Origin of the sequence: Paenibacillus sp. NPDC057886, assembly GCF_042796655.1 — a bacterium.
In the GTDB taxonomy this organism is placed as follows: domain Bacteria; phylum Bacillota; class Bacilli; order Paenibacillales; family Paenibacillaceae; genus Paenibacillus.
In genome coordinates this window covers 183,935-197,295 of record NZ_JBHVMZ010000004.1, presented here as the reverse complement: position 1 = coordinate 197,295, position 13,361 = coordinate 183,935, and the positions used below count along the sequence as shown (strand labels likewise).

Sequence of the window (13,361 nt, the reverse complement as noted above, 5' to 3'; positions counted from 1 at the left end):
AAAGACTCCCCAAAATGGAGAGCCCTGTAAAACTTACAATATGTAATAATAAGCGCCTGAAGATGCACCTCTAATAATTAGAGTGGAATTCATATCACTAACATCGCGTTTACGGATACTCACTAATCCTTCAATATCGTGCAACCCACTAACTCTTGGATACAAGAATCCACCAAGTTCAGGCTTAGATATGACTACTTCTGAATCAATCTCCGTAAATTGCTTAATCAAGATAGTCGATTCCAGATCGCTAAACTGTCTAATGTCAATTATGCTGTCTAGATACACTCTATCCTTGATATAGATGGCTCCATCTTGATCAGACACATATTTAACTTCAAGCATCGAATACATATCCGGTCTTGATATCGCCACATCAGAATCAAAATCCTCAAATGCTGGAACATCAATAAATGAGTCCACATCAGAATAGCCAACTTCCTTGACTATAAAGAATCCATCAATATCAGGACGTGATACTGAAATAGCGCCATCCTGAATATCAAATGTTGGGATGTCTATTGTTCCATCAATATCAGAATAGCCATTACCGCGAATAACTAAAAATCCTGATGTATCGGGCTTAGAAATTGTAATAAAAGATTCTAAATCCTCGTAATACTCATTTCTAATTGATAATTCAGAATCCATATCATTTCTAGTACGAGTATAGTTAGAAACGTTAATGAATGAAGAGAGATCGGGGTTGGAGATAACAATGCTGCTCGTTAAATCATCAAACATTCGATTAGCAATTGAAATTTCAGAAACTAAACTTATTTTAGGATCAATTGTTATCATTGATGCTAGATCTGGCCTAGACGAAGTGAGTATTGCGTCCAGATCTCTTACTTTGCTCTCAATTATCGCTATGTAAGAATCCAAGTCATCTTCTACACGAATACCAACTGTAAGAGATGAATATAGATCAGGATGACTTATTACTAATGAGCTACTGAAGTCGTTAAACAGTGGATCTTCGTATCTGTGTACATAAATTGAGGAATCCAAATAATTGAATCCACGATCACTTTTTACTGTCAGCGACGAGTTTAAATCTTTATAACCCCTTTGATAAATGAACAGTTCGGACTCTATATCAGAACGACCGTAAGATTGTACTGCTGATGTTATGTATTTGACTCTCAATATTGGAGGTTTGGTTGATTCACGAGTATTAAAGTAAATTGGGGTGCTATCAATCGATTTAATAATGAAGCCGAAGTTAATCAAGGAACCATCTTGCCATTGTTTTAGAACATCTAATACATCAATCTCAACATATTTCTCTGCTGTATTTAATGTGTACTGATTAGCCAATAATTCAATAGAGTGTGGCTTATTGGCATAAGTGATTCCATATTCTCGCCAAACAGTATTAGGCTGATAAATCTCAATGTTTGCACCAGTCTTAATAGTGCCAGTGTAATACAGTCTCAACTTAGCATCTTCAAGGTATAGTAGGTCAGGTATAGCAACGTTTAAGTCACCAAAGTTAACAAATGATTCAAACTCTTCGATGGGATCATGACCAATCATCATCCGTTGAGTGTCACCATAGTTAATTGTTTGTAAATCAATACGACTTCGAGTGGTTGCATCACCAATTGGCTTCAAGTCAACAGTTATACGCGGAGCCTCAATTAATTCAAATCTACCTTGAGCCCTATTGTGTGGTCTAATATTGATGGAACACTCTATCTCGCTAAATGCTACAGCCTCAATAGTTGAATCTAAATCACTATTGGATCGATGCATTATGTTAAGACTGCTTGAAATATCTTTATTTTGTATGGATGACTTAATAGAAATAGTTGACTCTAATATTGACTCTTTTCTAGACGCAACTATTAGTTCTGATTCCAAATCAATCTCATCTTGAACATACAAAACATACTTACTCGTAAAACGGTTGGAGGGACTTTTTACATATATAATCCCCTCCGTATCATGGTCATCATAGTACAAAAATGTCACTCCTCATCTCATTGTATTGAGATTTAAACACGATCAGCGTTTACCACTAACTCAAATAAGCCATTGGGATTTGGTTTAGCTCTCATGTCTGTTGCAATGCGAACATAAAAATCAATTGTTTCATCTGGTTGTGTGAGTCCATATGTCAGATAATCAATGGGGAGGAATGGGTTAGCCTGTCTGGATAGCTCGACCACAACGCCATCTCGTTCATACTTTTTATCCATTTCTAAATATATATTGTCAATTGCATAGCCTAACTGATTTTTGATTCGTACTTTTTGAGTTAGTGTAGTTTGTCCAGCAATGATGACTCCAAAATCAAGCTGCTTCAGAATCCCACCAAATGTATCTGACAAATATTCTCCCGATTCATCCATAAACATTAATCCAGAATATGTACCAATGAATGTAGTTTCCCAGTAATCCGTTTCTCCCCAATAATCTTGAAACTCCACTTTGAGTTTGTTTTGTTGATTGAATATAATATCTCGATCAGAAATGTTGATATCGATATCTTGAGGTGAAGGAGCTAGTCGTGTAAAACTGCCATCTGAAGGATAATATGCTTTGTCATTGAGAAGGATGCGATATTGAACTTTGCCTTGATCACTGTCATCTAGTATGCCAATCAGCTTGCTACCTGTCAGAGTTAATTGAATTGTGGCATTAGTATTTAACACGTAGAAAGCAACATTGTCCATTTTAATCGTTTCTGTAGCTGAGTTGATATTCAGTTTCATGCTATCAATTGCGATTCCGGGATCTGAATTATGTATGTTATCCTCAATGTAATAAGCAAATCGAATTTTATTACCCTTATTCTTCAAGGCAGTCGAATTAATCAAAGAAATATCATAATGACTCATTCCACTTTTCTTGAAAGTAGCCAAACTAGAGATGTCAATATTTCTCCATTTACCAAACTTACACACTACCCATGTACTGCCCTCATTAAATGAAACTGCATATCTAAGTGTTCCGTTTGATGAATTTAGTTTATCTACAATAGAGAGTAGATCACCATACATATAATAATCGTCTGTTTGAATAACTGATTGAGGAAAGGGTATAGATGTAGTTGTTACAATTTTGGGATTGTTATTGTCACTCCACGTAACCACGTCTAAATCTCCCTCAAGTTCATCCAATGGGGAGTAGTTAGTCGTAATATTTAATTCGGCTGACGTTTTGGATGGGTCATCTGTGTAGTATAAGACATCGACATTATCACCTAATTCATCGTATAGAGTAAAAGGTTCGGTTTCGATTGTGATCGTTGATTCAGTTTGATTAGGATCATCAGTGTATTCGATGATTTTGATTTCTTTGTCTTCCCACTCTTGCGCAAGAGTAAAAGGTTCGGTTTCAATGTTGAAGGATGTTTCTGCTTTTGTTGAGTCGTCCGTGTAGTGGCATATTTCAACTTCACCTTGAAGTTGTGACCATGCGGATTCTGGGATAATTGAAATATCATCCATACCATAATCAAGATAGTCTTTTTCGGAAGACACTGAGACATTAATCCATTTTTCGTTAATATATACTTTATATGAGTTAGAATTGAACACTAAATTTTTTTCGATTTTTATTCCGTTGTATGGAACAAATCCATTTGGAATCAAGTATTTAAAAGGGCTTGCTCCGAAATTTACAGTAATTGTTTTAGTTGTTGATGTGCCGCTATATATAAGAGGAAAAACTTCCCCCATTCCTCCTAGATTGGTGTGTGAAACGCCCATGCTTCCACCATTTTTATAAAACTCTAAAGTGCCATTATCCAAATCGAGTGCTACACCTATGGTATCTCCCACACCCCAAGCTGTTCCATATGGCACATCTTCAGGAAGTTTTCGACCATTGCTCCCTACATAGGCTCTAAGGTAGGGACTGTTCAATGAAGACGTGTACAAAAAATTCTTATTTGATATTCCTAGTTGAACAGCACTTGCACCACTACTATCCAATTTAATTTCCCAATACCATTTTCCAGTGATTTTTCCGTTTGTGGCACGTATGCCTGAGCTTGAAGCAGTATTTGTAAGTGTTAGGTTTCCATTGGATAATACATTTCCAGAGCTCATATCATTAGGGTTTAGCGTTGTAAGGGTTATAGCCATTCATCCATCTCCTTTCTAAATTCTAAATCAAACAATCATTTTATTCAGTTATGTGATCGACGCTTTCTTGATAGGTATTTTAGTTGTATCGACTTTTTGCTTGAAGACTTTGCCTGAACCAAGAGACTCTGAAGTATTATTAATGAACACTTTACTTGTAGTTGATTCATATAAATCTAAAGTGATTGATTTGTCTATTCCATATGAAATGAAGTCTTGCTCTGTACTTGATTTTAAGTGAATCACAACTGGACTGGAATGTTCTAATAATTCTATTTCATCTATAGAGTAATTGTTGACTGCTCCGTTGTTTGCTGTTGCATTTATTTGATAGTACAAAAAGACATTTGAATTTGTCGTAGAAAATTCTCTTATCTCTCCTACAGACCACCCGGTTTTACCTGTTTGGCTGTCTAATGTTATCCAATTTAATGCGTCATTGGAACCTTGAAGTGTCCAATCTTTTATCATTTCTGTGGCATGACCGCATTTCAAAGTGTAATTCGACACTTTTTTAGTAGTCGCTAGTTGTACTCTTATCCAAGAAGGTGTGGCTGTACTTGAGGACCACCTACTACTTGAAGCGACGCTCTTATCAAATGCCCTCCAACTATCAAACCCACTAACTTGAGATGATGCTGAAATTATAAATCCATCCTTTGTACTACTATTCATTGTGGGCACTAGAGTACTATAAATGCCTTTTCTATAAGACATCATTTTATCTTCTGATGAAATCAAGAATTTATTAAGAGGTTGCTTCTCATACATCATAAATTCGTTTATTTCTGTAAAACTACCATTTCCGTTGTTTGCACTCCAGTTCAATCTATACATTTTGAAGGACTTTTTGTTATTATTGGTGAATACCTTTAATATATTGGCTCCACCCCAACTTTGTCCTGATTGTATATCTAAAACTTCCCATGTACCATCTAATCCATTACTGCTATCGTTTGAGCCTTCAAATTTCCAATCTTTAGGCATTCTATTAATATTAGAAACATTTGCAGAACTCTTTAATGAGTATTTATTTATGGTTATTGGCTCTACAAATCCATAACCCAATTGACCTGAAATCCCACTTGCCACAAACCCCTCCGATTGGTCTACTTGATCAAAGGCTTTCCATGCGGGGTATGAACTAGTGTACTCTCTATTTGCAAAGACTAATCCTTTGGGCGTTGTATACCCTGTCATCTTTGGTATTACATTAATATCTGAATAAACTGTCATATTATAATCACCTCTCTCCTAACCCTTTTATCCTAATATAATTTTATCTACTCGGCGTTTTGACATGTCTATTGTATGTTCAAAGGTTTTGTCTGAACCGTTTTGATTTGAAACATCCATAATGTCAATAGTTTGGACAATTTTATTTGCAAAATAGATGTCTTGCGTTCTGTCTACACCATATCGATTGAAAGCGCCTTCGGATGCATTATTTATCTTGAATAGCTTTGAGTCAAACATTTTCAACTCATTAAATCCTGTATAATATCTTCCGTTATTACTAGTCCAATTTAGTCGGTACATTATATAAGGATTGAAGTTGTTGATAATATACTCTTTATCTGTATTGGTCGTACTCCAACTTTGATTGGTTTGAGTATCCAACACAATCCAAGTTAATCCGTCTTCGCTTCCTTCAAATGTCCAATCTTTAGGCATTGCATTAAGATAAGCTGAACTACTCATACTTCTTATCGCATATTTTCTAATAACTTTTTTACTTGTAAATTCATAGCCAAGATAACCCGAAACTCCAGCCGCGCGACCAGAAGCATATCCTTCCGTATCATCTATTCTATTAAAAGCGACCCATGCATCGTAACTATTGAGATTATCAAAAAAGCTACTGCAAAATGCTCTACCTGATGGAGAAGTGTTCGAAGTCATAGTTGGTATTATAGTTGATTCGCTTCTTTTGTTAGAGTACACCTTATCACCAGATGATAGTAAGATTTTATTCGAAATAATCAGTTCCATCATTTCAAGTTCAGCAAACCCCATGAAATTTGCATAACCTTGATTAGATGTTATATTAATCCTATAGTATCTATATGATTTCTGATTATCGAAGTCATATATTCGCTTTAATCCCGGAGTCCAAGCTTGTTCATTTGAGACAGTGTGAAGGACATCTTGCTCTCCAGAGAAAAGCCCAGTATTCGAGCCTTCAAGCGTCCAATTTTTTGGGTTTGCAGTAACAGGTAAGTTTGGTGTATCAGTAGAAGATGAGAGCGAATATCTCCCTAATTTCTTCTGTGAACCTAAATCAATTTTTACCCACCCTTGTACCCCTGCTGATGTCATCCAATGCGTTCCAAACGACCCATCGAAAGCTTTCCACGGTGCGAAAGTAGCACTGTACTGAGTAGAGCTGGACACTACAATGGGGCTGGGAGTAGTATTTGAAGTCATAGTTGGAATTATATTCCCGCTATATTGTGCCACACAATCATCTCCTTTCTAATTAAAATCATTATTTTACAGACAAATTTGTGATCTCTATGTATTTCTTTAGATTGACCGTTGATTTAAATACTTTCCCTGATCCTAAGTTGCCTGTATTGGTCATGTTCTGAAGAATAAGTGTGCTTTTCCGATCCAGTATATTCAGGTTGGTCATTCCTTCAGATATGAATATATCCTTGATGGGAAGAGTAGAGGCTAGGGTTATCCAAGTGTTATTTTTAAATGTTTTATAGTTCGCTGAGTCTTGAATTAATGAATAATTTGCCAAGTTATCACCTCATTTACTGGAAGACTAGAGTGTTAATTTTTTTGAATTTGCTGCGATCAATTTTAGTCCTATAGAGATATCCATCTGCGTTGCTCTCAACAGTAGGTGATAATTGAAAATTACGTTTAAGTCTTAGTACTCCATCTGAAGAACTTACATAATCGGTGTTATATTTGCCATCCGTAAATTCATCAACGGTTAACAGGGCAGGGGATGGAGTGGAGGACAATTCAATTTTAATTCTTGCGTATAGTCCCACTGGACTGTTGATTTTTCCTTCTACGTACGTTATTTCAACGTAATCAGACCAGACAATATTGTTGGTGGACGACTTTGTGTAGATCTTGTAATCCACATTTGAACCAGTACCAACCATAGTTTTGACTACTCGTTGAAAGGCAGTTACTTTATCTCCAATTGAAATAACAGAAGATTCCCAAGCCCCTTTTGAGGCGTAGACAGATTTTCCAGATGAATCAGTAGCGACTTCTTTAAGTTGAAGTTTTCCATCTTTGATTTCTGTACCATTATGTACACCCCCCGTTAAGGATATGGGAAGTCCAATTTCTTTTGTGCTCAATTTATCTCAACTCCCAGTTTATCAGTCCAGAATGATTTGCTTTCAATGGAGCAACAATTTGATCAACGATAATACCGTTTTTACGGATAATAAGTTGACCATTCAAATCTTGATCGGAAGTGATTTTAATCTGCAAATAGGGAATATTCTTATCCGGGAGAGAGAAGATGCATTGATAGTTGATATTTACATCATCAAGGTTCATAGTCTTCTTGTAGCCAAAGCTGAAACAATCAATGCTATTCTTGAATTTTCCTTCTTTGACTTTCGTATTCAGTGTGGCTTCAGAAGAACCATTTTTAAATTGAATGTGATCATTATATAGAAACGTTCTACCAGTCAGAGGCAATTCTTCATCACTTACGCTATATGAAATGGCGAATCGATCTTGATTAATATGGAAGACACCATTGGCAACGTTATAATATAGTTGTGAGCCTTGACCGATAATTCCGAAACTGATTAATTTGTCTCTATCGATGCTGTCAAAATCATTGGATTTCTTAGTCTGCAAATCATATTCTGTTAAGTTTGTGTCATCGTAATAATCCGCAACCCAAATATATTGCTGTGGAACTGGAGAGCGAGTATATTGTCTATTGCCTAGTATCAAAATTAAGCCTCCTTAAAATAAAAAAAGAGGACAGGAATTTAACCTGTCCAACTTCAAATAAATAAATGGAAATATTATACAAAACGATATGAGATCCTTTTCTTAAATGCCTGTTTGCCACTGCGTGCATTAAGCGGTACTTCACACTGAATGGACAGTGTCACATAGTTACCTGCTGCATCTTGTGGATTACCGTTGTTGTTTACACCAAGGATTTCTTTTACTCCCGGCTTAATTGGAGTTGTGTAATTCGCTCCAGAGTGGTCTTTCTTTGTTGTTCCTTTTGTGCCTATCGGCTTTGAAAAATCCTTACCTACACGAGAGCTTTCCTCATCAATATCTGTCTCATCTAGAGAGTCTACTTGAACATGAAACCAGTTGTTCTTCACCACTTCAACTTCATTGCCTACTGTATCACCTGTACCACCACTCATATCACGAGTAGTGATCGTGCAATCTTCCATTTTAGATACGTCAGTTACACCATTGTAATTGTTCCAAACATTAAATATGTAAATCGGGCTTTTGCTGTCTGCATCAATAACTCCATAGTCAAATGGGCCAGTAATTTCTTGCGTGTGAGTTGCATTTCTCCAGCTAATAATTGGCTGCATTTTTATTCCTCCAATATGTATTTTTCTATGTTCTTACTGTTACTAGGATTGTTAGGCTTTGCATATTAAGACCAGCCTTAAGAACATTGGCTCTAAATATATCTCCTGATGTTACTTGCTTATGTTTAATCGTTACTTGCTTGTCATCTTTCTTTTCGTTCGGGTTGAACTTGATATTTCGATCAAGGACATTGAGCCAAGTGTTAAAATCTCTTGTTCTTTCTATTGATATTTCACTTTCTGTCTCTCCCGAAGCAGCACAAACAGCCTCCACTTTTATGATCTCACCAGTGAAAGGGAAGGGAGCTAAAATTCCTATGGGTTCCTGAAATACGTATGAGGAGTTACACAACAAAATCACTCTGTCTTGCAATTCCAATGGCATATCTTTGAGTTTCATGTGTTCGGCTACACTCATAAGACCATCCTTAAACTCATTAACAGGTTGTAGGTTTGAGCCGAACACATCGATCTCAATCCAGTTCTTCCCGTCATATCGATATCGTTTACCGTCTTTATATGTCTGAGCTGTCCATCCGATTTCAGGTAAGGGATATTTAGCACGTAATTCAACTAAATCTTGTACGGGTTCTTTGTAGACAAGACGGGTAGTATTATAGGCATCCTTTGCTTTGATTGCAGACTGTGTTGCATCTTCAGCGGCTAAATTAGCTTTGTCGGTTGCTAACTTTGATAATTCAGTTTGTGCTTGCGATTGTTTAATGGCATCTTCGATACGACCCAGTGCAATCTGATTCTCATTAATTTTGGTTTGAATCTGATCAATATAATCCTGCAATGTCACAACCACATCTGGATTGCGACTCACCATTGCATATATGCGCGATGCAGGATACATGATTAACCCTCTACCTTTATATCTACACAAATGAGCTTTACCTTCTTGAGATGGATGGAATTGTATTACGCCCATACCATAGTGGACAAGAAATTCATGTTCATTGAGATATGGTCGATTTTCAAATACTTCTTGATCAATCTCAACGAATCCAGCGATGTTGACTTTATCAGTAGAAGAAGGTATTTCAAGGAGAGTAATAATTCCATTAATGACAGGCAATGAATCTGCTCTATCAACAAATGGATCTTGTGGAGTACCACTACGAGAGATGATTGTAACGGGGTCATTATATTGAAGATGTGTACTTAAATCTGGCAATTGTTCACCTCCTTAGTTGACGAATACATTGCTACTGCCAGAGGTAATGGGTGTTGTCGTGCTGAGATGTGTTGTCACGTTTTTAGTGATACTGGATACTGCTTTACCACCAACAAAAACCGTAGAACTACCTGTTGAAACCTGACCTGTTCCTGAACCAGATGTACCGGGACTGATAGAAATAATTGAGCCACCTAATTTAGGGGAAGGAGAGGGATCTGCTACCCATTGTTCTTGTGTGGGTGAGGAAACTGAGGCTATTGGTTGCCCATTAACATACACAGTAGAAGACGAATTGACCGTACCTGTTATTTTTGCTCCAGTTGTGTGAGTGGTTGTACTGTAAACAGGACTATAGCCTGTGCAGTTGCCGAATTGATCCCATGATGAGCATTCTGTTCCACTTTGATAGCGCTCAACATACGATACATGTCCACTTTTAGTCGATTCTTGAATTGTTGAACCTTTATATGCTACTCCAGCCATACAACCTCCTATTGCAACAGTGTGAATTGATATCTAAATTTGATATCTGCATCACCAGTTACTCTTAATATGTTTTTACCAACAGGGAAGGACAAATAATTGTTGTTAAAATCCTTGTATCGGTATGTGACCGCTAATGAAGTTTCGATATCTTGTTGCTCATTATCAACAAATACAGTTTCACCATGAATGAGATTCTTGAATTTGAATTCATCGTTGTTATGAGAAGAATTGACTATACTAAAATCTCCGTTACCTTGTTTTGTGATCCATATTTCAGGAGCACAATTCTTATCTCCTTTGTTATCGAAAACAAGAACAGGCTCAAAGTTAAATGTAATACTTTTGAATTCTGGAACTTCATTATATGTATTTCTCATAAACAACACTCTGAACATAATGCTCATGTTGTAAAATCCTACATCCTCAACAACATCGGGAATATGAGCACCGTTAATACAATTCTGCCATTCTGACCAATTAAGATTGTCTTTTGTAAATCTGGTTTGTACAACAATTTTAGATCCAACTGGCTCAATTGCTTCCCATGATACTTTACTTAGTACGCCATCTGCACTAATTGGAATTGGGATTGGTTCAGAAGTATAGTTACCTTTAAGATTGATAATAGAATTCCATGTAGTCATGTAATCACCTATCCAATCTTACCGAAGGGATAGAATAGAGCCGCACTACCAGCCTCTTTCCACCTACAAATTCGATATGTTGCCCAACTTGCATTCTTATCATATGTGGTTGCACCATCGACTTGTTGCCATGGAGGTTCAGTGTTACCTGATTCTCCAGCTTGAATACATATGTAAAATCGACCATTATCTATTGTAGGTAACACTATGTCATTAAGTTTATATTGTGTAGTGGCTGCCCATGTACTCGACATTCGTGTATCATTAAATTCTATTCCCGTGGAAACTGGGAAGATCGGCTCAGTAAAAGCAGATGTACCTGATTGAATACAAATATAGACATGTCCATTATCTACATTAGGTATAATATAGTCTCCGTTGACATATGTCTTAAGTGATTTCCACATAGGAGCTGCTTTACCTGTACGAACATTTATCCAACCTACAAATCCACCATATACGGGGGTGGTATTGTATAGGCGTTTTGTTCTTATGTAATCACCACTAGTAGGCGTAGCTGATACATAGTCATCAGAAATGAGATCAAGTATCTCAAAGTTGAATCCCATATCACGTACAAAATTCTCTACTTCATCAGAGTACGATGGTATCTTAAGTTTCAGTTTATTTGTTTCTGTGGACATATGATTCTCCTTTCTCTATAGATCGGATAGTCTTGTTCCTTTAGGAAAATCAGACCATTTAACTCTATTTGGATTTAAAACTAAATTGCCTTGTGGATTTATAATTGTTGATTGATGTGTACCTGTTGAGTAAGAATCCTTTTTGATTTCGAGTGGCTTATGGTTCCACTTGTAGAGACGAGAGGTCATAATAGGGGAGTAGGAGTAAGGGGAATCACAGCGAACAGTTAGATTGATGTATCCTTGCTTGAGACAATTGTGAACTAGAGTGGAGTCTTCAACAAACATTGCGCAGAATATTCGTTCTGCGCCTAGTCCATCTTCATTTACAAAGTATAACTCTTGATAATATTCATGCTGAGTTAGCCATCTAGTTATTTCACGGATCTTTTCAGTATTCCATGTTTCTTCAAACGCAAAAGAGACTGGAAACTTTAAAGGTTCAGTTTCAGTCCTCATAAAGTATGGTTTATCATTGCCCTTAACTTTTTCCTCAATAATTTCTCTTGAGGGGAAGAATATCTCTTCTTGCATTCCACTATTCAAATTCACATTGATGAGTCCATGTTTAACAGATGTTTCACCAGCAAAAGAAAAGTAGAGGGAGTCACGTATTGTAATCCAAATCACCTCCAATATAAAATTCGGACAAATAAAAAAAGCCCTATTTATAAGGCTTTTTGGTTGCTAATTTCTATGTAAAATCGGTATTTCACTTGAAGCTTATGATATGTCTTCGATGTAATCTTCCCCAGCAATTTCTTCATCATAAATGTTTAATCTCATGCTGAGAGTTCTTCCGGGTTTATATGAATGGTTTGGAACAAATTGATTCTTTTGATAGAACTCATTGACAGAAGGGTTGTTGTGAGTGTCGGCATCAACAGTAATGAATCGACATGCAACAGACTCATTGATATCCTCGGCAATACCACGTGCTAATTCTATCATTAGTGAGCCGATATTTTTTATTTCTGCTGCATGTCGATCATTTACTGCAAGTTTTGCGATTTTCATAGCTGGGTAACTAGGAAAGGATATTTCTCCTTGAAAATAAACATCGCGTTCATCTTGCTTCAATTTAATAGAATCGGAGATCAGAGACATATAGGCTACAACGTCAGCGTTCCATTTATTGATTAGCAAATATGTTCGTGATAAATTCAATTCTTGATGCATCAGCGCTTCGTTACAAAGGAACTCAACATATTCTGGGATTGAGCAATCAAAGTCATTAAGTCTGTATCCTTCAGTAAGATTAACTAAACTAAATTGCTCGACCAGTTCAAAAATATCGTCCTTCATTTCTTCATTCTTCTCAATAATTCTTGAGCTCTTTTGTTTCTCTGAATGGCGGATTGAGTTGGTTTCTTACCAATTTCCTTCATAAATGCAGCGGCATATTGACCTTTAAGCTCTGGAGTTTCCTGAATAGGTTTTAAAATTGCCATATGTAATACCTTCTTTCTCTTGGTCATTCAATCATCTCCTATCTAATTCAGATTAGACAGTTATAACTATGATTGAATCACTAGTAATATGAAATATATTTGTAACTAAAGCTGAATAATGTACTAGCTTTCATTAAATATAGCATATTTCATATAACATATACAATGTATATGCGACATCTTTTACCAACTATAATTTACCTATACGAAGTGGAAAGGGAGAAGTTAAGAGAAGTACTACCAAGTAAAAGTATGCTTTCATAGAAATAAAAAAGCACCTATATAATTAGGTGCTTCAAA

14 protein-coding genes are annotated in these 13,361 nt (G+C 36.4%); all 14 read right to left on the bottom strand.

The annotated features are described in order from the left end of the window. Positions 1 to 33: 33 nt before the first annotated feature. Positions 34 to 1,968 (bottom strand): DNRLRE domain-containing protein, encoded by a 1,935-nt coding sequence (locus ACFVQB_RS15120; RefSeq protein WP_379440494.1) that lies wholly within the window; start codon positions 1,966 to 1,968, stop codon positions 34 to 36. A 32-nt stretch (positions 1,969 to 2,000) separates the two neighbouring features. After that, complete coding sequence (locus tag ACFVQB_RS15115; RefSeq protein WP_379440492.1) at positions 2,001 to 4,097, bottom strand: SPRY domain-containing protein; 2,097 nt, start codon at positions 4,095 to 4,097, stop codon at positions 2,001 to 2,003. 48 nt (positions 4,098 to 4,145) lie between these two features. After that, positions 4,146 to 5,333: a galactose-binding domain-containing protein gene (locus ACFVQB_RS15110; protein ID WP_379440489.1), complete on the bottom strand. Its 1,188-nt coding sequence runs from the start codon at positions 5,331 to 5,333 to the stop codon at positions 4,146 to 4,148. Positions 5,334 to 5,360: 27 nt separating this feature from the next. Continuing rightward, positions 5,361 to 6,557, bottom strand: a complete 1,197-nt coding sequence (locus ACFVQB_RS15105) for a discoidin domain-containing protein (protein WP_379440486.1) — start codon at positions 6,555 to 6,557, stop codon at positions 5,361 to 5,363. 302 nt (positions 6,558 to 6,859) lie between these two features. Then, entirely contained in the window at positions 6,860 to 7,426 is a 567-nt protein-coding gene (locus tag ACFVQB_RS15100; protein ID WP_379440483.1) for a hypothetical protein, read from the bottom strand. Between the two features lies 1 nt (position 7,427). Further along, complete coding sequence (locus ACFVQB_RS15095; protein ID WP_379440480.1) at positions 7,428 to 8,039, bottom strand: hypothetical protein; 612 nt, start codon at positions 8,037 to 8,039, stop codon at positions 7,428 to 7,430. 74 nt (positions 8,040 to 8,113) lie between these two features. Further along, positions 8,114 to 8,653 carry a hypothetical protein gene (locus ACFVQB_RS15090; protein WP_379440477.1) on the bottom strand — a complete coding sequence of 180 codons (540 nt, stop codon included), beginning with the start codon at positions 8,651 to 8,653 and terminating at the stop codon, positions 8,114 to 8,116. A gap of 25 nt (positions 8,654 to 8,678) precedes the next feature. Then, positions 8,679 to 9,833: a hypothetical protein gene (locus ACFVQB_RS15085; protein WP_379440475.1), complete on the bottom strand. Its 1,155-nt coding sequence runs from the start codon at positions 9,831 to 9,833 to the stop codon at positions 8,679 to 8,681. Positions 9,834 to 9,845: 12 nt separating this feature from the next. Further along, the gene (locus ACFVQB_RS15080) at positions 9,846 to 10,319 is read right to left on the bottom strand and encodes a hypothetical protein (protein ID WP_379440472.1); all 474 of its coding nucleotides are present in this window, start codon (positions 10,317 to 10,319) and stop codon (positions 9,846 to 9,848) included. An 8-nt stretch (positions 10,320 to 10,327) separates the two neighbouring features. Beyond that, positions 10,328 to 10,966 carry a hypothetical protein gene (locus ACFVQB_RS15075; protein WP_379440470.1) on the bottom strand — a complete coding sequence of 213 codons (639 nt, stop codon included), beginning with the start codon at positions 10,964 to 10,966 and terminating at the stop codon, positions 10,328 to 10,330. 8 nt (positions 10,967 to 10,974) lie between these two features. Next, on the bottom strand, positions 10,975 to 11,610 hold the full coding sequence (locus tag ACFVQB_RS15070) for a hypothetical protein (RefSeq protein ID WP_379440467.1): 636 nt from the start codon (positions 11,608 to 11,610) through the stop codon (positions 10,975 to 10,977). A 15-nt stretch (positions 11,611 to 11,625) separates the two neighbouring features. Then, positions 11,626 to 12,162, bottom strand: coding sequence for a phage tail protein (locus ACFVQB_RS15065; protein WP_483874951.1), 537 nt, complete (start codon positions 12,160 to 12,162; stop codon positions 11,626 to 11,628). 171 nt (positions 12,163 to 12,333) lie between these two features. Continuing rightward, entirely contained in the window at positions 12,334 to 12,915 is a 582-nt protein-coding gene (locus ACFVQB_RS15060; RefSeq protein ID WP_379440464.1) for a hypothetical protein, read from the bottom strand. Beyond that, a complete protein-coding gene (locus ACFVQB_RS15055; protein ID WP_379440461.1) occupies positions 12,912 to 13,088 on the bottom strand; it encodes a hypothetical protein in 177 nt (58 codons plus the stop codon). Before ACFVQB_RS15055 ends, ACFVQB_RS15060 begins: the two co-directional genes overlap by 4 nt. Positions 13,089 to 13,361: the final 273 nt, after the last annotated feature.